Here is a 20337-nt window from a genome sequence, read left to right as displayed (position 1 = left end):
AGCTGGTTTTATAAGATCTCAGCCGGGTGGAGGATCAAGCCATTACATATACAGAAAGGGAAAATATAAGTTAGTTATACCTTACCGGCAGCCATATGTATTACAAAGCTATGTAATAAGGGCTATTAAGCTTTTAGAGGGGGCAGATGAAGATGAATAAAGATCTTGCATATTATATGAAGTTACCCTATAGAATAGTTCTATACCCTTCTCCCGAAGGTGGTTATGCGGTAGAAATACCTGAGCTGCCGGGCTGTCTTTCCCAGGGGGAGACGAAAGAAGAAGCCCTGGCTATGATTGAAGATGCAAAACGTTGCTGGTTGGTTGATGCCCTGGAACATGGAGACCCAATTCCAGAGCCGGCATCCCATGAGGAATATAGCGGCCGCATATTAATCCGGACTACCCGGTCTTTGCACCGGGCGCTGGTTGAGAGGGCCAGAGAAGAAAATACAAGCCTTAATCAATTTATCAATTACCAATTAGCTCGTGGAATTGGCTATAAGCCTGAGAAGAGATAATGGGGAGCGCCCCAGCCTGGCAGCCTAAGGCGCGGGTGGACCATTGCCGGGCAGCATCACCTGTTCTGGTGCTACACGGCTTGTTATCGACGCTGCGAGCGTACCAGTGCGGGTAGTTTGAAAGGGTGGATATATTATGGACCCGAAACCGCGGCCCAATCACCAGATTTATATTGAAGTCCTACGGAAGATGACTCCTGAGCAAAGGTTGCTGAAAGCTTGCGAGCTTTCCGAGTTCGGCAGGCAGCTATTCTTGCACGGTTTACGCCAGAGGTACCCAGATCTTCCTGAAGAGGAAATAAAAAAAATTTACCTGGAGCGACTTGTTAAATGTCACAACAGGAATTATTGAAACGGGTTATTAGTGTACTCGAAAGCGCTGGCTCCCAAGGTTCAAGAAGAACACCCCTGGAGGCCCGGTATTCCCCGGACACTTATTAGACATAAATATAACTTAATTGCTGATCCGGACCCACGCCGTACCCTCTCCGCTTTCACTCCGTTTTATGAACTATTGTGTCATAAAGTTATATTTAAACAGGATTGCAGCCACTGTGGGACTAAATCCGGCCGAATGGGCGGGTTGTAGGGTTGTAGGTAAACATCATTCTCAGATTACGTCAGCTCCCCTTTAGGGGCAAGGGGAGCGGCAAAAGAGACTGTCGGTGCTAGTGAGATGGTATGACACTAAAAAAGCTGCCAGGTAATGAGCAAGAAATTATAAGGGCTGGCAATGAAGATGAAACCACTGAATAATTTTGTTTAAATCCAGCTTACTTTCAGCTAATTCGACCCCGAATTTAACCCACTCCTTTTGCATTGCACTGCAGCGATAACCATTACGTTCCAAAAATATGCTGGCCAAAACCACGGCCATTCGTTTATTACCATCAATAAAGGGATGATTTTTAGCAATGCTTTCAGCCAATACAGCGGCTTTAGCAAAAAGTGTTGGATAAAGATCGTTACCATCAAAAGTAGCCCTGGGTCTTGCCAGGGCTGCCTCTAAAAGACCTAGATCCCTGATGCCATAACTCCCGCCTGTTTCATTGATCACTTTTCTGTAAATCTTTAAAGTTATGTCTAAATCTGGATAGTAGATCATTTAGCAAGCTCCTCCAGGGCTTGTCTATTTCTCTTAATAAAGTCTGCAGCTAAATGCTCCCAGATAGCCGCCTCATTAGCAAGCGTAATTTTATAGCCTCTTTTTTCCAGAAGCTCGATTAAATAGGGAATAAGTTTAGATAAATCGTCATGCTCTATTTTACTAAGTGCTAATTTGATTTCTTCCACAGACATTGAATTACACCTCCCTCAAACCATTATATAGTATATAGCCGCCATCAGCAAATAACATCTTGAATCCGGTAAATTAAGGGACCTTGCGGTCCCTTATCTCGTCCCCAGCCATAATATTATGGTTTTCTGCTTTGTTTCCTGGTCCCAGGTGCTGAGCTGCTCTTCCAGGACCTTCGCCTCCCGGGTGAGCTTCTCCTTTTCCGCCGGGTCGGTGGCGGCGTTCACCTGCGCCACCCTTGCCTGGTACTGCTTTAACAGGCTCAATTTTCCAGTTGCTTTCTTAAGGCATTTATCTCTTCCGGGCCAAGTCCGATAGCCTTGATAATGGTGTTAATATCGATGTTGAGCACCAGCAAATTTCTGGCTATTTCCTGTTGGGCTTCCAGCTTGCCTTCCAACCTGCCTTCCAACTTGCCCTCCAACTTACCCTCCAACTTACCCTCAATCTTGCCTTCCATCTTGCCTTTCAATAAAGCCTGCTGCTGCATCTCTGCCAGGGTTAATTCCAGGTTGTAAATCATCCGTTCCACCTCCCAGGGATTGCTCTCGTTCAGGATGCCGTCGATTGGCGCTGAAATCTCCTCCGGGCATTCTCGGCTTGACGACGTTCTTCAGCCAGGTTTCTACCCATTTTTCCCGGACGAAGGTCTTTATGAGTTCCAGGAATACCCTTTTGTCGGATAGAAGTTGCTTGTAACCTTTGTCATAGAGGTGATAGGGATACCCTGCCTCCCTTCGTTTTCCGGCATGGAAACACCTTCTTCCGGCTATCAATATACCATATCTTTGGGGCAAAAGATACTTTCAGGAAACCCTTAAATAACAAGGGATCTCTTGCTTCCTTATTGCATCTTCAGCCGTCGGCCCAACGCCGTACCCTTTTCGCTTTCACCCCGTTTTATTTTTCTTTGCAGCCTCATTGCCTACATTCCAGAAGGTCATGCTCCCGATGAACACAACAGCCGTGGCCGCCTGGGCCTCAGAGCTTTCTCCAAGCGCCAGGCTTAAAGGGTATAAGAGCAAATATAGTAGTAAGGGCGGTCATTAAGATTAGGACGCAACCTTACCGGCCTGCCTCAAGAATAGCTTCGTCACGGGAGAGCCTCCGGCGCCGCAAGGTGCCATTTTTTCTTTTACCAGGCGCTTTCGGCAAGGTGAGATGGTGGCGAATTGACAGCGTAATAAAAACATAGCAAAATAGTAAAGGCATGCTGTCTATGCGCCCGGGCTGTTTAGCGCGGGCGCTTTTTTGTATGCCCGGCAAGGGTGCACACAACATTTTATTTTACTATCAGGACGGGAAAGTATTTACGAAAAATTAACCTGCTCTTCATTAAAAATTTATTTCTTCAGGCCGAAACTTTTGCTTGCGTTTTTCGTGTTTATAAGCAGAAAACGGTAAAGGCAGGTACTGGATTAAGGGTGTCTATCCATGGATGAAGTCAAAGGCCTGATAGCCAGGATCCAGCAAGGCGATATGTACGCTTTTGAAGAGCTGGCAAGAGCCTACCAGGAGAAAATTTACTCCCTGGCCTTTACCCTGGCAGGCAACCATGCCGACGCTGAAGATCTGGCCCAGGAAATCTTGTTGAAAGTATACATAGCGCTGCCAAACTTCGTTAATGACGAGCGAGGGTTTGACGCCTGGGTACATAGAATAGGTGTTAATCTGTGGATTGACTGGTGGAGACGGCGCAAAAAGGTACAGGTATTTTCCCTGGATGCTGGAGGGAGTACCGGTGATGGCGAAGTAAGCTGGGAAATAGCAAGTAAAGGAAACAACCCGGAAGAAGAAGTGAAAAGGAAAGAGTTCTGGAGGATGCTGTGGCGTACCATGGGCGAACTCCCGGAAAATTGCCGGGTGGCGCTCAAATTAAGGGCGATTGATGGTTACTCCTATAAAGAAATTACCGCCATCTTGAAAAATTCCGAGGCAGGCCTCAAGTCCCAGTTGAACCGCTGCCGGCAGCGATTGAAACAAAAATTAGCAGCGGCCGGATTCTATCTCTAGGGGCTTAAGGTATGGATGGCTATAAAAATTTTTTCCTGGCGAAGCGAAACTTTCGGGCTCGTTATGCGTGTTAAGATGCAGAAAGGCCGGTGGAAGAGACCGCGTGTAGCTCCGGGAGCAAAAAGCCGGAACGGCTGGAGGAGGGATGACTGATATGAACTGCCGACAGGCCCGGCGCTTGCTTTCCCCTTACTTTGACAATGAAGTAGGGGTTAAAGAAAGAGACGAGATAGAAAAGCACCTTGCCGTTTGTCCCGCCTGTCGTGAAGAACTGGAAGCCCAGAGGAAAATATCCGCGGGGCTACAGGAAATATACAGGCAGGTTAAGGCACCGCCGGGTTTCAGCACGGCGGTCATGGCCAGGATAGAGCAGCAGGCCCGGCAGCGGGAAGCGAATGCTGCACTACGGAGGCCTGCCTGGATGAGACACCTGGCGGCAGCGGCGGCAGTGGCGGTGCTGGCCGGAGGCACCGTGGTCCTGGCCTACAAGGAAGGGGCAGGGGGCGCAACGGATGGAAGTATGGCCTGGCAGGACAGCTCGCCAGTAGATCCCCCGGCGGTAGCCCTGGCCCCAGGGGAACAAACCCAGGAAACAAATTTACCGGGACAACGTGGAGATGGTGGAAAGGCACCCAAGGAGACAGGATCTGCCGGGAAAGCAGCTGCCCTTAAGGATATAAACGAAGGAAGGGTAACGCAACAGGTAAGTACGAGAAAAACCAACCCTGAACCCGCTAAACCCCAGCAAGAAGCGAATAAGGGACAAATCTCAGGGCAAGAGCCTGAAGTAACCAGCCCGCAACCAGCATCCCAAAAACAAGAAGGTCAGCCCGCTCGGGTTTTCCTGAGCAATACCAGGCATAGCCGTAGTACGCTGCTCAAGCTGAAGGTAGCTGACCTGCCAGCGGTTCAAGAGAAGGTATTAGCCCTGGCCAGGCAGGCAGGAGCGGAATCCCCACAGGTGGTGTGGGTATGGCAAAAGGAAGAGACTATACTCCGCCTGGTAGTACCGGTGGAAGCAGCAGGCAAGCTGATCGAGGAAGTAGCTACCCTGGGGGAAGAACTGGAACGCCATCAGGAGACAAATGACATCACAGCGGAGTACAACAGGAAGCTGGCCGAATACCACCTGCTGGCTGGACAAAAGGAAAAGGCAACTGCCAGCGCTGGCATGCTTAACCTGCTGCAACAACAGCTGGCAGCATTAGAAAAAGAATCGCTGGAGGCCGGTCACGAAATCGTAAACATATGGCTTATAGCCAGATAGGTAATGATTTTGGATAACCAGTTAGCGGGGAGGTTGTTAAGAAAAACACCTTCCTGCCGGAGTTTCTAGCGCCGAAGGCGGGGGAGAAACCTGTGAAGGGGGGGATGCTATCCTGACTGCTGAAAGCTTCCCTGGCCGGCATCATAACCCGTGGGGTGCCAGGAGTGCCATTAACGGGACGAGACGGCCACCAGGAGAAGCAAAAAGGTGTCCCGGGGGATCTCCTGGTCCCGGGGGTGGCCTCGTGGAAAAGGCAGTGTAACCAGCGGGGCCGAGTTACCTGAGGAGCAGTTGGGAAATGTCTGTGAGGTAAAAGCAAAGGGCAGGAGCAGGTATGGCTAAGGGTAAGGCGCTGCAAGCGCCGCCGGGCCGGAAGCAAGTCCCGGAGAAGAGCAACTTAAAATTATTGGGAGGGTAAAAAATGGCGAGAAGTATTAAAAAGCGCGGCAAACTGGTTTCAGTACTGGTAATCCTTGCCCTGCTGGTTACCCTGTTCCCCCTGGGTGCGGGAAGCGCCCTGGCCGCCAGCGAGTACCGGGCCCTTACGGTGCCCAGCGTGCTGGACGGTGTGTGGCAGGAACTGGGCAGCGTAGTAATCGAAATTGACGGTGGTACGTTGAAACGGGGCGATTCGGTTAACCTGATGTTTCCCAGTGATTTCGTGATCGGCAGCATTAGTGGTTATGATACTGTTGGTGAGTATGCGTACTTAAAAGACAGCGCCGGCAATATTACGGTCAAAGCGTTTGTCCCATATTCGCTGGCCGGTAAGATTAACGAACTTACCCAAATTACCGATATTGCCTTAAGTCAGGTCAGCGATGAAGAATTCAAGCTCACTGTGGTAGGCACACCGCAGCCAATGAATGGTACCGAGCCTACCGACGCTTCCATAATTAAACTTGAATTCCCGCGCGTTTATGTAGATAGCGGCTTTGACGGCGACATTAAATTGACCGCCACTACCTCCAGCGGTTCTGGTTTCCCCAGCGGGAGCGTAGTAGTTGGCCGCGTGGTCACCGGAGCTAACAAGGTAGAGCTGGCGGCGACCAACATCCCGTCCTTTAGCGACAATACGATTGATGACCCGATTAAGATTCGTGTAACTGAGAAAAAGCCCAGCGCTCTGGATAGCGGCAGCGAATCGCTGAAGTTTAAGTTACCCTCTGATTTTGAGTGGATCAGCGACGGGCTGACGGTAACCCGTCTGTGGGGCGACCAGATTGTTTATACAACCGGCACATTAAGCGATACTTCCAATAAACCGGCCGATCAAACTCAGCCTGCCATCGGTTTAGAATTTACCGGTTTTAATGATGACGAGTTAAAAGTAAATCTCAAGGTATGGGACCCCCAGAAGGACATCAACAATGACGGTACTCCTGACGGGGGTTGGGTCCTGGAGACAGCGGATGGCCGCGACGGGACCTACAAGGAAACCGCCTTCGAGATCAAGATCAATATCGCGGTAGTAGATGAGCAGGACGCCCAGCGGGGAGATGTAATTATTTCCACTACCGGTAGCAAGAGCGACTTAACTCCCAGCGAGTTAACCATTGCCGAGTACGGCCAGTATGAATCGACCCTGGAAGCTACGGATGCGCCGCTGCTGTATTCCGGCCAGATCGACGCCAGGATTGGCAAGGTCGTGATCAAAGAATCCATCGCCGGCAGCCTGGTGGAGGGAAGGACTATTATCCTGACTCTTCCCGCCAACGCCAAGTGGCATAAGATCGATGAGGACAGCGATAAGGGCGTGAGCCTGGAGTTTGCCGGCTTCCCCGGCACCGACGGGCGCGATGCCAAGTGGATAGTCAGGGGTAAATCGACGAGCGAAGGCGCTGAACTGGTGCTCGAGGACATGGAAGTTGCTCTGGAGCCCGGTTCGAGCGGCGATCTGGTGATTGAGGCCAGCGGTACGGCTGGGGTCAGTGGCAGTGTTGTGGTGGCCAAAGTTGAATCCCCCGTAACCATGGAAGCTTCCGCAACCGCCGAGGTTAAAGCCGGTGAAGTAACGGAAGTCGGAGATTTGCTTGTGAAAGAAAAATACGCCGGTGCTATTGACGATGACAAGGATTTAATCATCGACCTGCCGGAAGGAGTAAAGTTTGCTGCTGCTCCGAAAGTAGAGGTTGTTGAAGGTAACATTAAATTCCTGTCCGGAGATATTCGCACCATCGGAGCCAGCAATACCGATGATAACCAGCTGGTAATCCCGGTTGATACCAAGAGTTCAGTAGCCAGCACTATCAAAATCAGCGGCATCAAAATTGTTGCCGACCGGAGTGTTCCCGACGGTGATGTCATCGCCAAGGTCCAGGGTCCTGCTGTGGCCGAAGTGAACGATAAGACAGAAGTGCAGAAGGAATACGAGTATGATGGTACAACCCTTAAGGTGGCCGGAAAAGAGGCCTTCGTAGTAGGAAGCGACTACAAGATCTTCCCGAAGACCTCCACGGCGGCCAAGGCGCTCATCGCCAGGGTCGTGACTCCGGCGCCCGGTGAAGCTGGTAAGAAGACAGCTAGCTTCGTAATTGGCAGCAACACCTACACTGTCAATGACGTGCAGAGCACCATGGACGTAGTTGCTTATACGAAGAACGGCCGGACCTACCTGCCCATACGTTATGCTGCCTACGCCCTGGGGATTACTCCCGAGAATATCCTCTGGGACGGCAGGACCGCAACCTTTATCGGCAACGGCCGGGTTGTCCAGGTAATTCCTGGCAGCATGATCATGTCCATCAATGGTGCCCCCATTACCATGGACGTACCCACCGAGGAGGTCAACGGCCGGATCATGGTGCCCTTCCGCTGGGTTGCCCAGGCCTTCGGTGCCCAGGTTGACTGGGATGAAGCCACCCAGACGGTAACCATGACCCTGTAGCGCTGTATATGGTGCTGGGACGGGGCCGCTTTTAACGGTCCCGTCCCCTGTATATTGTGGAGGGATAACATAATGTACCACCCCGGCAAAAAATGGCTGCCAGTCTTTATTGTTCTGCTTGTAATGAGCTTACTCGTACCAGCTGGTAGCGCCTATGGCCAGGAACCCCTGACGGTAGAGGAGGCCATAGATACCGCGCTAAAAAATAGCAACGATTTAAAGTCCATTCAAGAACAGGTGGAGCGGTTATGGGAACAGCGAAAAGATGTGGCCGATGATGTCGATTATGTTCCTGCTCCCGGAGTGGGAGCAGGAACTGCGGAAGCTCAAAGCATGTGGACCAGCTTGTTAAATGTAGATATCAACTGGCGCATTAAAAAAAGGGAACTGGAAGAGGCAAGGCGCAAACTAGCCCTGGATATTATAAGTAAATATATGGATGTTGTTACCGCCCAGGAAAATTTAAAAAGAGCAGAGATTATTGCCAGCAGGGACACAGTATCGCTAAAAAATATGCAGGCTATGGTAGCCGTAGGCATGGCGACGCAAGCGAATTTAAGCGGTATAGAGGCCCAGGCAGAAAATGCGCAAAAGAGTCTGGAAGTTGCCCGGCATAACCTGGAAAAAGCTTATGAAGCCTTAAACAGGCTCATGGGTGTTGAATTAAGTAAACGTTACGAGGTTATTGTTCCCGATTATAGAAAGTTGGCTATCCAGGACGTAGAGGTAGAAGCAGAGAGGGCAGTAGATACAAATTATGACGTCTGGCTGTTGCGGCGGAAAACCGACATTGAAAACTGGGATCTGGATTATCCCTTTACCTATGGACCTAACGGTACTGCTGTTAAAGATTACGACGTGGAAGAACATGACGTCTACTCCGTTAATTTTGCCCGGCTCAGTGCCGAGGATGCCGTACGCGAGCAGGTAAGGAAAGCGTACCGCGACATATTAAACCTGGAAGAACAAATTGTTGCAGCCCAGAAAGGGGTTGCTGCTGCTGAGGAAAATGCCCGCACCGGCAAGGTGCAGTATGAAGTAGGGGTAATTACCCGGGAACAACTCCTTAAATTAGAGGCAGGGGCTGTTGAAGCGGCGACTGCTTTAAATTCTTTAAAAGCAGCTCATTTTGCTAGTGTTGCGGTTTTCAAATGGCTTACCGGCAAGGAAATAAGTCAGTTTTATAATAACAACCAGTAAAATCGATTGTTTTCAATCATGTAGCTTGCAGTCTGTAAGCTACATTTTAATCCTTTATATTTCGCAAAAAGCCATTAACAGCGAACCATTACATCAGCATAATAAAACCAAATTTAATTAAGGGGAAAAGGTGAGGCCAATTTATGAGGGGGAAGACAAAATTCCTGGTTATTATTGCAGTTGTGGCTATCCTGGTAGCGGCCGCCGCTGCCTGGAAAAAAGGCCATGCTGATATAAAAAAAGATGAGGCTGGCCGGGAAAAAATTAAAGTAACGGCAATCAAGGTAAAGGAACAACCCATTACAGAAGCTTCCCATGTTACCGCTACTGTAATTCCCCAGGAAAGGGTTAAACTGGCTTCTAAAATAATGGCTCATGTAGAGAAGATTTATGTCCGCGAAGGAGATAGCTTCCATAGTGGCGAGTTGCTGGTAAGCCTGGACCAGCGCGAGATTATTGCCCGCAGCGACCAGGCCAGGGCCGGCCTGGAACAAGCTTTAAAGGCTGTCAATGCAGCAGAAGCCGCTTTAGAAGACGTAGCCGCGGCTAAGAAGGCTGCGGAGGCCAGCCTGGCTAACGCCCAAAGCACTTATGAACGAACAAAAAAGCTTTTCCAGGTGGGCGCAGCCACTAGCCAGGATTTTGATAACGCCACTGAGCGTTTCAAGGCAACGAAGGCGCAAATGGAGCGTTTAGAAGCCCAGGAACAGGCCCTGCTGGCCCAGCGGGAACAGGCTATGGCCAAAGTAAAAGAGGCCCAGGCAGGTGTCGAGGCAATGGCCATTCAATTAAGCTATGCCGGTATAAACGCTCCTTTTGACGGTTATGTTGTCCAAAAGCTGGCCGAAGAAGGCGACCTGGTGGGGCCGGGACAGCCCCTCTTGATTGTTGATAGGCCGCCCTGGAGGGTGGAAGCGGCCGTGAATGAAAAATACCTGCAGGATATTCATCGCGGTGATCCTTTAAAAATTAAAGTAGATACGCTGGAGGAAGAGATTACCGGCAGGGTTGCGGAAATAAACCCTGCCGTTGATCCTGTGTCTAGGACATTTAAGATTAAAATTGACTTGCCGGAAAAAAACGGCACCAAACCGGGGATGTTTGCCAGGGTATATCTGCCTGCCGGGCTTAAAAAGGGTATTGTGCTACCCGAAGAGGCCATCATCAAAAAGTATGATTTTTCCGGGGTATATATCGTCGATGCTGAGGGAACGGCCCACCTGCGTTATGTAGAACCGGGTAAAAAATTAAAGGACGGCATCGAAATTTTATCCGGGTTAAACCCTGGGGAGAGTGTTGTCATTAAAGGAGCGGAAAGCTTGGCAGATGGCATGCAGGTGGAGGTGAATTACCACTAATGAAACAATATAGCCTGGCCGGCCAGATAGCCCGGAAGTTCATTAATTCCAGGTTAACACCCCTGCTAATCATTGCTACCCTTTTAATGGGCACGATGGCCGTTTTAGTTACACCCCGGGAAGAAGAACCCCAGATAAAAGTGCCTATGGTAGACATTATGGTAGCCGCCCCCGGCTCACGAGTAGAGGAAGTGGAAACAAAAGTTACCAAACCCCTGGAAAAGCTTATGTGGGAAATCGAAGGCGTGGAATATGTCTATTCGACTTCGCGGGCAGAAATGGCCCTGGTGACGGTTCGCTATAAGGTGGGGTCGGACCCGGAGGCCAGCCTGGTTAAGTTATACAACAAGATATTTGCCAATTTAGATCGCCTGCCGCCAGGGGTTACGCAACCTATAATTAAATTAAAATCCATTGACGATGTCCCAATTGTAACCTTTACTCTATGGAGCAAAGAGTTCAATGATTACCAGTTAAGAAAAATTGCCCTGGTCGTGGAGGATGAATTAAAGAAAATTGAAAATGTGGCCGACACCAAAATTTACGGCGGCCGCCCGGAGCAGGTCAATGTATACCTGGATGCCGGCAGGCTGGCCGCCTATGGTCTCTCCCCGCTGGCAGTAGCGGGGGCGTTGCAGCAGGCTGATGTTGCTTTAGGCAGCGGCAGTTTTAATGGTAATAACAATGAAATCCTGGTTAAAACAGGTCATTTTTTCCGTAATGAAGATGAGATAGCCAACCTTTTAATTACAGTAGCAGATGGTAAACCGGTCTATTTAAGGGATGTAGCCACCATTAAGGCAGGTCCCCAGGAAGTCGATAGTTATGTATTTTTTGGCACGGGGTCCCAGGCGGAGGAAAAAGGAGTATACCCGGCGGTAACTATTTCGATAAGCAAAAAGAAAGGCACCAATGCGGTTAAAGTTGCCGAAGAAGTTATTGACAAGGTTCACAAGTTACAAGGAGAGGTCATTCCTGCAGGAGTAGAGGTCACAGTTACCAGGAATTATGGTGAAACGGCAGCCGAAAAATCTAATGAATTAATCAAGCACCTGCTTATAGCTACCCTTTCAGTCACTATACTTATCAGTATAACCCTGGGAATACGGGCGGGAATAATAGTTGCCGTAGCTGTCCCGGTTACCCTGGCGATTGCTTTATTTTTAAGCCGGATGTTTGGCTACACCTTAAACCGGGTTACCCTTTTCGCTTTAATCTTTGCCATCGGCATTTTAGTTGATGACGCTATTGTCGTGATCGAAAATATTCACCGCTGGTTCACCATGAAAAAATGCAGCGATATAGAAACAGCAGTTTCAGCTGTCGATGAAGTCGGTAACCCGACCATCCTGGCAACCTTTACGGTAATTGCCGTCCTTTTACCTATGGCCTTTGTCAGCGGTTTGATGGGTCCCTATATGAGCCCGATTCCAATCAACGCTTCCGTAGCCATGTTTTTTTCTTTACTGGTAGCTTTTATCGTAACCCCCTGGGCGGCGTTCCGTCTCTTACGCCGGCAACATAGCGAGAGTTGCGGCCAACCGGCGGTCGCCACCTCACTTCTTGCCAGCAGGTATTCAGTGATGATGAATACCCTCCTGGAGAACCCCTGGAGAAGAAATTTCTTTTTGGGCGGGGTAGTTTTCTTGCTGTTGCTATGCTTCGGCTTGATTGGAAGCAAGATGGTTACTTTTAAAATGTTACCCTTTGATAACAAAAGCGAATTTGAAATTGTAGTTGACATGCCCGAGGGTACAACCCTGGAGCAAACCAGCAAGGTAGCCCTGGCTATCGGTGACTACCTCAAAACTGTCGATGAGGTAACCAATTATCAATTATACGTTGGCATTCCCGCTCCTTTTAATTTTAACGGCCTGGTGCGGCACTATTACCTGCGGGAAGGGAGCAATTATGCCGATATCCAGGTAAACTTATTACCCAAGCACTTGCGCCGTAAACAAAGCCATGATATCGCCAAAGAAATCCGCCCGGCGGTCCAAAAGATTGCGGCGCAATACGGGGCTAACGTAAAAGTAGCTGAAGTACCCCCCGGCCCGCCGGTGCTATCGACGCTGGTGGCTGAGATTTATGGTGAAAACAGCCGTGACCAGGTCGCGGTGGCAAGTAAAGTAATGGCAATCCTGAAGAATACCCCCGGGGTAGTGGACGTTGACTGGTTTGTCAATGATGACCAGACTGAGTACCGTTTTAACATTAAAGATAAAGCGCGGGCAAGCGGCGTGACTGAAGATCAAATTGTCCGTACCATACGCTTACTTTTGAGCGGTTATGAGGCCGGCACCATGGACCAGTCAGGCAGCCTGGAAGGGGCAAAAGTAATAGTCCGGGCTCCCAGGGCCGAGCGCTCTGATATGGCGAACCTGCTGTCTTATAAGGTACAGGCTCCCGGCGGCCAGCTTGTATCCTTAGCCGAGCTGGTCGAGTTAGAAAAGGGCCTGGCCGATAAAACCATCGACCATAAGAATTTGCAGCGGGTCATTTACGTGGTAGCCGATGTGGCGGGAAAAGAGGAGAGCCCGGTCTATGCCATGCTGGCGGTTCGCGATCAAATAAAATCCCTTACTTCCAGCGACGGCCGACCTGTAAAAATATACCTTACCCGTCAACCGGAAGACGAGAAAGGAGTGAGCCTGAAGTGGGACGGGGAATGGCAGATTACTTACGAGGTATTCCGCGATTTAGGCCTGGCCTTTATGGTCGGCATAATTGTGATGTATTTGTTGATTGTCGGCTGGTTCCAGTCCTTTGTCGTACCGATGGTGATTATGTCGCCCATACCTTTAACTTTAATAGGTATCATACCCGGGCATATGCTGATGCAAGCCTTCTTTACAGCGACTTCCATGATCGGTTTTATTGCCCTTGCCGGTATAATCGTCCGCAATTCGATATTACTTGTTGAGTTTGCCAAACAGCGGGTTGAGGAAGGCATACCCTTACAAGAAGCCGTAATTGAAGCCGGCATCGTCCGGGCTAAACCTATACTATTAACAGCTGCTGCTGTCATGGTCGGGAGTTTTGTTATCTTGTTCGATCCTATATTCCAGGGGCTGGCGATATCCCTTATTTTTGGCACCCTGGTAGCGACGCTCTTAACTCTTGTTGTCATTCCTTTGCTCTATTTTATAGTTGGCAAGAAGGCTGCTGGCGGTATAGGCACTGGCCCCTCCGCCCCGGCCGTTCACATGGATACGCCTCCCGGCGGCGCAGGCCGGTAGAAATAAGGGACCTTGCGGTCCCTTATTTCGTCTCTAGCCATAATATGATGGTGTACTGTTTCGTTTCCTCTTCCCAGGTACTGAGCTGTTGTTCCAGGGCTTTAGCTTCCTTACTGAGCTTCGCCCTCTCCTCCGGGTCGGCGGCGGCGTTCACCTGGGCTACTTTGGCCTGGTACTGCTCCAGGGTGGCGCTGAACTGCTGCGTCAGGTCCTGAGTGCTGGTATTTTTGGCAATTACCTGGCCCAGCTGGCTCAATCCAGCCAGGAGGGCGGCGGCCTGGCTTTCTGCCACGGTGAACTTGTAGATTACCCGCTTCACCTGGCCATTATCCTGGTCAGCGATGACCTGGACGGTAGCGCCGCTGCTGCTGGCTAAACTTAAAGCCTTTGCTTTGGTCCCTGTTATATCATCCTGAACGGTGATTTTTATCATGGTACTGGTCGCCTGGCGCTCGGCGCTTAAAAAGGTCCGGGCGGTATATGGCTCGCTGTCAGCCAGCCGTGTGGGTTGCTGGCCTGGCTTATCGCTGTCCGGTGTCACAGGCTGCCCCCCGCCATTGCCAGGCGCAGTTACCGGCAGCTGATTTTTACCCGGCGCGTTGCCGCTGTCCGGCTGCTGGCCGTCCGGCTTTACCGGCTGGCTGTACCCGCTGTCCGGCGGTAGATTTGTGCCTGGTTGCTCCACGTCTGGATGGGGATTATCAACAGCTAACTGCTGGCCACCGCCCTGCTGCACCCTGGCTACAGGAGCAGGCAGGTGCTGCCATAATCCCCGGGCAGCGTAGCTTATGGAACCGGCGGCCAGTACAGCCACGGCCGCAGCGGCAGCCACCCAGCGCCTGATACCCTGCCAGGTACGTACCCTTTGCCGGGCCGCCAGCCTGGCGTTAGCCGCCGCCAGGAAGCCCGGCGGCACCGCTACCTGTGCCTTCAACCCCCGTAACGCCCGGGAAATCTCCTGCCACCGCTTTAATTCCGCGCAGCAGGCCGGGCATTTGTCCAGGTGCTGCCGGAGAACCGCTTTTTCCGCCGGGGAGAGTTCCCCGTCCAGGCAGGGCGAGAAGAACTCCCGCGCTTCACGACACTGCATAACTCCTCACCTCAAGGCCGCCTGTGTTCAGGCGGCTTCTCCTCTGCCATCTGCATTACTTTTTCTTTCATGGCCTGCCGCGCCCGGTTCAGGCGCGACTTTACCGTCCCCAGGGAACATCCCAGCAGGGACGCGATTTCCTCATAGCTGTAACCCTGCAGTTCCCGCAGCACCAGCACCGCCTGGTACTCCGCTGGCAGCTGCCTTAAGGCCCGCCGGACAAAGCCCTTCAGCTCCAGCTCCTCTAACAGCTCCTGGGGGTCACCCCCGGCAGCGGCCACTTCCCTGGTGATTTCCCCCTCCCCCGTATCCAGGGGGGCGTCCAGGGAAACAGCCGGGTGGCGGGCTATTTTCCGCCGCAGGTTTAAAAATAAATTTACGGTGATGCGGTGTAACCAGGTGCCCAGGTCGGCCTCATACCGGAATTTATCCAGCCCCAGGTAGGCCCTGACAAAGACCTCCTGGGCCAGGTCCTGGGCATCGGTATAGTTACCCGTCAGCTGGTAGCTCAGGTTATATACCTTATCCTGATAGGTCAGGACCAGTTCTTCAAAGGAAACAGCGCCATTTTTTTTGCCCGGCGCCTTTTTACTCCCAAGGTTCAAGAAGAACACCCCTGGAGGCCCGGTATTCCCCGGACACTTATTAGACAACTTTGAAAGACAAAAAGTTCCCGTGAAGGACGTTATCCGTAAGGAAATTTTCTATAAGAAGACGAAATCATGCTTTAATGCCCTCATGCTATCATTACTAAGTATATCGCAGGGCTATCTATACTGCAACCTGGCAGAAAGTAACAAATATCTCAGGCGAGCGTTTTACTGGCGGGTTCCGTTAAAATTATACTTTATATTACATATGTCCTTTTAAAATTTTTTACGGGCCCTGGGAACTTTTTACCGCGGTGCGGTGTCTAATAAACTGGTTGGGTGAGGAAAACCTGTCCAAACCAGTAGCGATGCTGGTCGGGCACGCAGGAAATTCCTCATCCGGGCATAATTGCCTGTATCGCAGCACCAGTCGCAGCGCTAAGTCGCAGCAAGGTATGCGAAACCAGAGCGAAGGAGGGGAGTAGCGGGTAAGATTGGCCGCCCGGGCCGAAAGGAAAGTGAACGCAACCGCCCTACATATGGGCAAAAATCTCAAGGAGGGAAAATAGTTGAAAAGGAATAAGAAAGCGTTATCGGTGATTGTTATTTTAGCTTTCTTGCTAACCCTGCTACCACTTGGTACTGCTTTTGCAGGGGACCCGGTGACGGTTAGTAATTCTGTTAACGAAACTGTAAAGAAATATACTGTATCTGATATGGTATATCAAAGCCTTGGCTGGATTAAGCTTAGTATTGATTCTGCATATAAAATGGATGGAAAAATATATGTAACTGTAGAGCTTCCTACAGGGGTCGAGTTTCAAACAATACCTGCTAACGCAACAGACGCCGGTAAATATATACAATTTGGCACTGACAACCCTCTTGCTTTAACAGGCACTCCGGATAAGAGTGTGCTTTCTGTATATGGCTCTGCGAACGTGGATACGGTATTAGTTAGATTTAGCGAACCCGGTTATAAAACTAAAGTATTCAAGAATGCAGCCTCGGAAATCAAAGTAAAAGTAACAGCTAAGGCAAAAGATAATGCTGGGACGACCATATGGGATCTTGGCACAGTAGAGAAAACTGTAGGTCTCGTTGGCTCTGGTAAAGTAACCGCCACAGCCGCTGCACCAACTTCCGTTAGCGAGGGCGATGGCAAAAAAGCGGCCAAAGTTACTTTACAGGAAGCCCTACCTGGAGATCTAACGGCGAACAGTAATATAGAAGTAAAATTATCCTCCACAAAATACTACCAGTTCAGTGGAATTGATGGTAAAGCTCTAAATGATGAAATTGCAGGTAACTATGGCCTGAAGGTTAAAGTTGCATCCATAGCTAGCGATAAAATTACTCTCCAAGTGACAGGGGAATCTGGTGCCTTTGCAGATAAAATCAGCTTTACTCCTCTCCTGATAATTCTCCCTGGTGCTCCAGAAGGGGATATTAGCGCAACTGTTTCTAGCCCCGACGATTCAGATATTGATACGACGACACTTACAATTGCTACGATTGGGACCTCAGATGTAACTGCCAGCGTTAATGACACAAGCAGTGACAAGCTGTATGTAGGTACCAAAACTGCCAAGAAGATTGATGAAATCGTCTTAAAGAGTTCCGGGACCTTTACAAAGGGTGATTCTGTCGTTCTTACCTTGCCTGATGGGCTTAAGTGGGTTGCGGATAAAGATGCTACCTTTGGGGATGTTTTAGTCGCAGCGGCACCTTATAATGATGGCAAGAGCTTATGGACGAAGGTTAATGTAGAAGGCAAATCTGAAATTAAGATCACCGATGCAACCGTTAAGGTGCTTCCCAGCGCTACTCCTGGTGATCTAGAAGTAACTTTAAGCGGAACTGCTGGTGCCACAGGTACAGTTGTTGTTGGTGAAGTGTTGGCGAGGGTTGAAGTTTCCTCCACGCCCGCAGAAATTAAAGTCGGCGGTCTCAAAGAAGCTGCAGGGGACATTGTAATTACTGAAACCGCGAAGACTTCACTTGGAACTGGCAAGATTAAATTCTCTCTGCCATCTGGCTTCAAGTTTGCTGAGAAACCGAAGTACGCTGTCAATAATGGTAGCGCTTTGTCCTTCGGAAGTAGTGGTGTTGATTCTGTAGAGCTAGACCTGGCAAATGTTGGTCTTACCGGCGGCATTGACACCATTACCATCAGCAACATTAAATACGAAGTGGATATCCGGGCAGTTGGCGATGTGGAGGTTTCCATCGGCGGGGATGCTCTGGTAGAGGGCTATGACTTACTAGAAGATAATCCAGCCTACGACAAAGACTTTGCTGGCAAAAATGTTGGTAAAGTAGTTAATGCTATGGTAGTTTCCGCCACCAAACGTACCGCCGCCTTCGTCATCGGCAGTAGCACCTACACCGTCAACGGCACCCAGTACTCCATGGACGTAGCCGCCTACGTAAAAGACGGCCGGACCTACCTGCCTGTCCGCTACGTCGCCTACGCCCTGGGTGTGGATCCGGAGAACATCTTCTGGGATGACGCCACCCAGACCGTGACCGTGCTGAAGGGTACTACTGCCGTCCAGATGACCATTGGCAGCAACGTGCTGAAGGTCAACGGCATCAGCCTGACCATGGACGTTGCTCCTGAGGTTGCTAGTGGCCGCACCATGCTGCCCTTCCGGTTCATCGCCCAGGCCCTGGGTGCCAGCGTCGGCTATGACGAAGCCACCCAGACCGTGACCATGAATCTGGAATAAGTAACCAACCAAATTTGCTGAGCCCGGGCTTTAACCCGGGCTCAGCTTCTTTCTATGGGTTATCTAAATATTGATACAGATTATAAAAAGGGGAGACTTTAACAGCAGGTTTAATTCAAGAAGTATAAGGAGTGGGATAATGCGGCGGCTGCCAACAATTGTTATGTTGGTTTTCTTGTTCTTGATGTTGATGGTAATGCCTGCTAGGGCCGAAGAAAATAACGAGATGGAATTAACCCTCGAAGAAGCAATCAAGAAAGCCTTGCTGCATAGTGACAGTTTAAAAATAAGCGAGCTTGAATTGCAAAAAAGCGAGGAGTTAAAGGATGATGCTGCCTATGCCCTGGCCAGGTTTAGTCCAAACTGGGCTACCGACTATACTCCCGGCGTAGAACCTCTTTATGTCGCCAGGGAGCAGAGCAAGATGGGCTATGAAGTAGCCAGGAAGAAGCAGGCAGCAGTAAAAGATAGTGTTATTCTGGCAACTCATAAGGCCTATTATGATGTTTTAAAAAAAGAGGCTCAGGTTTCCCTGGCTACTTTAACTGTACAAAAGGATGAACTAAAACTCAATAATGCCCGGCTGAGTTTTACAAGCGGCTTAATTAGCAAGCAGGCCCTTATAGGAATAGAAACCCAGCTGGCGGGTAGCAGGGCAGCCCTGGCAGCAGACAGGAACGAGATGGATAAGGCATATAGAGCCCTGTGTTTACTTATCGGCCTGCCAGAGGATGCCAGGCCGGTACTTGTTGATAAGGTAGATTTTAAGCCATTCCAAGGTGAGTTAGCCTCCCAGCAAAGCCTGGCCCTGGATGAGAGCCCGAGTGTAATGGCAGCCGTAGAAAATGCCCGTCTGAAAGAAAGATTGAAGGGTTGGGATGACAATATCAGCGATGAAGATATTGAAATCGCCAGGCTGCAGGCTAGTATGGCCACCGACCAGGTAAAGGAATTGGTACGCAGTCTATATAATAGTGTAAAGACCTTGGAAGAAAATTACCCTGTAGCTCAAGATAACCTTCGCCTGGCAGAAGAAAATTTAAGGGTAACAAGGATTAAATATGAAATAGGTATGGCAACGAAAAGCGACGTTAAAGAAGCAGAATGGAACCTTGCTGATGCTCAGCAAAAGTTACTCCAGTTAACTCTAGATCATGCCTATTATAAGCTAGCTCTAGAAAAACCGTGGGCTTATAATTAATACTGCTTCAACAGGTGTTTAAAGCATAATAGTAATAAATGATAAAGGTCACCATTTGCGGCATGATAACTTATTATGCAACAAAAGCCGTACCATTTAGCGGGTACGGCTTAATTAGTAACAGACTAAGAAAAAAGCTGTCTTATTGAGTTACGAACCGTTCGTTTTTTCCAGCGCCTGCTGGATAATCGCCTGGGCTTCTTCTTTGGTAGCTGCCTGGAAAAGTTGAACCATTATAGAATCAAGTAGTTCCAGGTCGTTAATTTTCCTGACTTTGGCAAGTCATTTGGGAGCTCTGGGAGCATATTTTATTTTTTAGATAGGTGCAAATGGCCTCCTGGGCCTTTTTGATTTTACCTTCCCGGGCGCCTTCAGCCCGACCTTCCGCCCGGCCTTTGGCCAGGCCCTCAATCCTGGCCTGTTCGGACCATTCCTTGAGCCATTCCTGCATTATAGGAGACTTATTAAAGATCTCTTTAATCCGCTGCCTTTCTTCAGGCGAATACATAAGTTGCTGCACCTTCTCCATTTCTTTGGGCCAGCGGCCGGGAGGAAAGGGCTACCTCTGCCTGGATTTCTACCTGGCCCGGCGGGGCGTCGGACAGCGCCTCCTTTAAAGCCGTCACAAAAACCGGGTGCCATAGTTTGTTGGGCAATTCTCCACTCCCTCTCGCTAAAAATATTATATCACAGCATAGGGAGATGGAAAGAAGTCTTTATCGAAATTTTTAACAACCTTCCGTGAGTAGTGCAGGTCACGCGACGATGTGGTTTAAAATCAGAACGGTAATATGCTTGAGCCTTTTTTCCATATTACCGGGGCTCAGGGGGTCCTCTTCCCAAAGGATGGCCAGGATATCCTTGTTGGTGAAATAGCCGGCACAGAGGGTGGTGATGCTGCCCAGCACCTATTTGAGGTCCAGGTCGGGACGGAAGACGCCT

General features: G+C 49.9%; 19 protein-coding genes. 10 read left to right on the top strand and 9 right to left on the bottom strand.

Annotated elements, in window-relative coordinates:
- Positions 1–152: 152 nt before the first annotated feature.
- Both MOST_RS14450 and MOST_RS14445 read left to right on the top strand, forming a co-directional pair.
- Positions 153–521, top strand: a complete 369-nt coding sequence (locus tag MOST_RS14450) for a type II toxin-antitoxin system HicB family antitoxin (RefSeq protein ID WP_054937505.1) — start codon at positions 153–155, stop codon at positions 519–521.
- Between the two features lie 136 nt (positions 522–657).
- Positions 658–873, top strand: a complete 216-nt coding sequence (locus tag MOST_RS14445) for a hypothetical protein (protein ID WP_054937506.1) — start codon at positions 658–660, stop codon at positions 871–873.
- Positions 874–1239: 366 nt separating this feature from the next.
- On the opposite strand, the gene MOST_RS14440 is transcribed toward MOST_RS14445, so the two are convergent.
- From MOST_RS14440 to MOST_RS14430, 4 genes are all read right to left on the bottom strand, one after another.
- Positions 1240–1626 (bottom strand): type II toxin-antitoxin system death-on-curing family toxin, encoded by a 387-nt coding sequence (locus tag MOST_RS14440; protein ID WP_054937507.1) that lies wholly within the window; start codon positions 1624–1626, stop codon positions 1240–1242.
- On the bottom strand, positions 1623–1820 hold the full coding sequence (locus MOST_RS14435) for a hypothetical protein (RefSeq protein WP_054937508.1): 198 nt from the start codon (positions 1818–1820) through the stop codon (positions 1623–1625). The genes MOST_RS14440 and MOST_RS14435 overlap by 4 nt, the downstream gene beginning before the upstream one ends.
- Before the next feature lie 93 nt (positions 1821–1913).
- Positions 1914–2084, bottom strand: a complete 171-nt coding sequence (locus MOST_RS17375) for a hypothetical protein (protein WP_157049496.1) — start codon at positions 2082–2084, stop codon at positions 1914–1916.
- Complete coding sequence (locus MOST_RS14430; protein WP_054937509.1) at positions 2081–2341, bottom strand: hypothetical protein; 261 nt, start codon at positions 2339–2341, stop codon at positions 2081–2083. Before MOST_RS14430 ends, MOST_RS17375 begins: the two co-directional genes overlap by 4 nt.
- Positions 2342–3252: 911 nt before the next feature.
- Between MOST_RS14430 and MOST_RS14425 the strand changes: the two genes are divergently transcribed.
- From MOST_RS14425 to MOST_RS14400, 6 genes are all read left to right on the top strand, one after another.
- Positions 3253–3831 (top strand): RNA polymerase sigma factor, encoded by a 579-nt coding sequence (locus MOST_RS14425; RefSeq protein WP_054937510.1) that lies wholly within the window; start codon positions 3253–3255, stop codon positions 3829–3831.
- Positions 3832–3985: 154 nt separating this feature from the next.
- Positions 3986–5098: a zf-HC2 domain-containing protein gene (locus MOST_RS14420; RefSeq protein WP_054937511.1), complete on the top strand. Its 1113-nt coding sequence runs from the start codon at positions 3986–3988 to the stop codon at positions 5096–5098.
- A gap of 421 nt (positions 5099–5519) precedes the next feature.
- Positions 5520–7985 carry a copper amine oxidase N-terminal domain-containing protein gene (locus MOST_RS14415; RefSeq protein ID WP_054937512.1) on the top strand — a complete coding sequence of 822 codons (2466 nt, stop codon included), beginning with the start codon at positions 5520–5522 and terminating at the stop codon, positions 7983–7985.
- Positions 7986–8057: 72 nt separating this feature from the next.
- Complete coding sequence (locus MOST_RS14410) at positions 8058–9185, top strand: TolC family protein (protein WP_054937513.1); 1128 nt, start codon at positions 8058–8060, stop codon at positions 9183–9185.
- 143 nt (positions 9186–9328) lie between these two features.
- The gene (locus MOST_RS14405) at positions 9329–10543 is read left to right on the top strand and encodes an efflux RND transporter periplasmic adaptor subunit (protein ID WP_054937514.1); all 1215 of its coding nucleotides are present in this window, start codon (positions 9329–9331) and stop codon (positions 10541–10543) included.
- Positions 10543–13782, top strand: a complete 3240-nt coding sequence (locus MOST_RS14400; protein WP_054937515.1) for an efflux RND transporter permease subunit — start codon at positions 10543–10545, stop codon at positions 13780–13782. The genes MOST_RS14405 and MOST_RS14400 overlap by 1 nt, the downstream gene beginning before the upstream one ends.
- Before the next feature lie 22 nt (positions 13783–13804).
- On the opposite strand, the gene MOST_RS14395 is transcribed toward MOST_RS14400, so the two are convergent.
- Positions 13805–14872, bottom strand: a complete 1068-nt coding sequence (locus MOST_RS14395) for a zf-HC2 domain-containing protein (protein WP_054937516.1) — start codon at positions 14870–14872, stop codon at positions 13805–13807.
- An 11-nt stretch (positions 14873–14883) separates the two neighbouring features.
- Positions 14884–15477, bottom strand: coding sequence for a sigma-70 family RNA polymerase sigma factor (locus MOST_RS14390; protein WP_054937517.1), 594 nt, complete (start codon positions 15475–15477; stop codon positions 14884–14886).
- A 554-nt stretch (positions 15478–16031) separates the two neighbouring features.
- On the opposite strand from MOST_RS14390, the gene MOST_RS14385 reads away from it, so the two are divergent.
- Together MOST_RS14385 and MOST_RS14380 are read left to right on the top strand one after the other, a co-directional pair.
- Positions 16032–18194 carry a copper amine oxidase N-terminal domain-containing protein gene (locus MOST_RS14385; RefSeq protein WP_054937518.1) on the top strand — a complete coding sequence of 721 codons (2163 nt, stop codon included), beginning with the start codon at positions 16032–16034 and terminating at the stop codon, positions 18192–18194.
- 139 nt (positions 18195–18333) lie between these two features.
- The gene (locus MOST_RS14380) at positions 18334–19395 is read left to right on the top strand and encodes a TolC family protein (protein ID WP_054937519.1); all 1062 of its coding nucleotides are present in this window, start codon (positions 18334–18336) and stop codon (positions 19393–19395) included.
- 259 nt (positions 19396–19654) lie between these two features.
- Here the strand turns inward: MOST_RS14380 and MOST_RS14375 are convergent, their stop codons facing one another.
- The 3 genes from MOST_RS14375 to MOST_RS17365 form a co-directional block, all read right to left on the bottom strand.
- Entirely contained in the window at positions 19655–19903 is a 249-nt protein-coding gene (locus MOST_RS14375; RefSeq protein WP_054937520.1) for an RpnC/YadD family protein, read from the bottom strand.
- Positions 19890–20051 (bottom strand): hypothetical protein, encoded by a 162-nt coding sequence (locus tag MOST_RS17370; RefSeq protein WP_157049497.1) that lies wholly within the window; start codon positions 20049–20051, stop codon positions 19890–19892. Before MOST_RS17370 ends, MOST_RS14375 begins: the two co-directional genes overlap by 14 nt.
- Before the next feature lie 99 nt (positions 20052–20150).
- A complete protein-coding gene (locus MOST_RS17365; protein ID WP_157049498.1) occupies positions 20151–20303 on the bottom strand; it encodes a hypothetical protein in 153 nt (50 codons plus the stop codon).
- Positions 20304–20337 lie beyond the last annotated feature (34 nt).

This window comes from Neomoorella stamsii, from assembly GCF_002995805.1.
Lineage (GTDB): Bacteria > Bacillota > DSM-521 > Neomoorellales > Neomoorellaceae > Neomoorella > Neomoorella stamsii.
The sequence above is the reverse complement of the archived record's forward strand: the minus strand, read 5'-3'. Positions and strand labels throughout refer to the sequence as shown.

Bases quoted from the DNA above. Each gene is read 5' to 3' on its own strand.
- MOST_RS14425 (WP_054937510.1), top strand. From the start codon at position 3,253: ATGGATGAAGTCAAAGGCCTGATAGCCAGGATCCAGCAAGGCGATATG.
- MOST_RS14440 (WP_054937507.1), bottom strand. From the start codon at position 1,626: ATGATCTACTATCCAGATTTAGACATAACTTTAAAGATTTACAGAAAA.
- MOST_RS14395 (WP_054937516.1), bottom strand. From the start codon at position 14,872: ATGCAGTGTCGTGAAGCGCGGGAGTTCTTCTCGCCCTGCCTGGACGGG.
- MOST_RS14375 (WP_054937520.1), bottom strand. From the start codon at position 19,903: ATGTATTCGCCTGAAGAAAGGCAGCGGATTAAAGAGATCTTTAATAAG.
- MOST_RS14405 (WP_054937514.1), top strand. From the start codon at position 9,329: ATGAGGGGGAAGACAAAATTCCTGGTTATTATTGCAGTTGTGGCTATC.
- MOST_RS14430 (WP_054937509.1), bottom strand. From the start codon at position 2,341: ATGATTTACAACCTGGAATTAACCCTGGCAGAGATGCAGCAGCAGGCT.
- MOST_RS14435 (WP_054937508.1), bottom strand. From the start codon at position 1,820: ATGTCTGTGGAAGAAATCAAATTAGCACTTAGTAAAATAGAGCATGAC.
- MOST_RS14380 (WP_054937519.1), top strand. From the start codon at position 18,334: ATGCGGCGGCTGCCAACAATTGTTATGTTGGTTTTCTTGTTCTTGATG.
- MOST_RS14415 (WP_054937512.1), top strand. From the start codon at position 5,520: ATGGCGAGAAGTATTAAAAAGCGCGGCAAACTGGTTTCAGTACTGGTA.
- MOST_RS14445 (WP_054937506.1), top strand. From the start codon at position 658: ATGGACCCGAAACCGCGGCCCAATCACCAGATTTATATTGAAGTCCTA.
- MOST_RS14400 (WP_054937515.1), top strand. From the start codon at position 10,543: ATGAAACAATATAGCCTGGCCGGCCAGATAGCCCGGAAGTTCATTAAT.
- MOST_RS14420 (WP_054937511.1), top strand. From the start codon at position 3,986: ATGAACTGCCGACAGGCCCGGCGCTTGCTTTCCCCTTACTTTGACAAT.
- MOST_RS14450 (WP_054937505.1), top strand. From the start codon at position 153: ATGAATAAAGATCTTGCATATTATATGAAGTTACCCTATAGAATAGTT.
- MOST_RS14410 (WP_054937513.1), top strand. From the start codon at position 8,058: ATGTACCACCCCGGCAAAAAATGGCTGCCAGTCTTTATTGTTCTGCTT.